General features: G+C 60.8%; 1 protein-coding gene. It reads left to right on the top strand.

Translation table 11 applies throughout. The features are described from left to right. Positions 1-103: 103 nt before the first annotated feature. On the top strand, positions 104-770 hold a 667-nt coding region (locus CVM73_RS38785), incomplete at its 3' end, for an IS4 family transposase (protein WP_146006760.1).

The following is a 770-nucleotide window of genomic DNA, read 5'->3' as shown; positions in this document are numbered from 1 at the left end:
CACGGCTGTCCGGTTCGATTGTTATGGACAGGGTGCATGACGTGGATTCTTCTGTGTTTCGAGCGCTTCGCACACGTTCGAGACACGGAAGGAGGTCCCCGCCATGCGGCACCAGAATAGCGTATTTCACAGTCTAACGAAGCAAATCCCTTGGTCCAGGTTGGAACAGATCGTGGAGAAGTACGGTGCCGATCGTTTGGTGCGCAAGTTGACGACGAAGCGCCACTTTATCGCACTGCTGTACGGGCAGCTGAGCGGCTCGACGAGCCTGCGGGAGATCGTGACGGGGATGGCAAGCCACGAGACGCGGCTTTATCACGTGGGGGCAGCCCCGGTGAAGCGCTCGACGATGTCGGATGCCAACTCGCAGCGACCTTGGCAGGTATTCAGCGAGTTGTTCGCGCAGATGCTGCCGCAGGCGCATCGCGGGCTGCGGCGGGCAACGGCAGATGCGGTCCGCTTGATTGATTCGACCAGCATGCGGCTTTCCAGCCTGAGCGAGAGCTGGGCGACGTTTTCGACCGACGTGTTCGGAGCCAAGGCGCACATCGTCTACGATCCGAACGCGGATCGGCCGGTTTACTTCGCGGTGACGCCGGCCAACGTCAACGACATCACGGCCGCTAAGGCCATGCCGATTGAGCCGGGCGCAACCTATGTCTACGACCTCGGCTACTACGATTATGGCTGGTGGGCGAGGCTCGATGAGGCTGGCTGCCGCTTCGTGACGCGTCTGAAGAAGAACACTCCGTTCAACGTGGTCGCGGAGA

It is taken from the genome of Bradyrhizobium forestalis (genome assembly GCF_002795245.1).
In the GTDB taxonomy this organism is placed as follows: Bacteria; Pseudomonadota; Alphaproteobacteria; order Rhizobiales; family Xanthobacteraceae; genus Bradyrhizobium; species Bradyrhizobium forestalis.
Note: the sequence above shows the minus strand (reverse complement) of the source record. Positions and strands in the feature narration are given on the sequence as shown.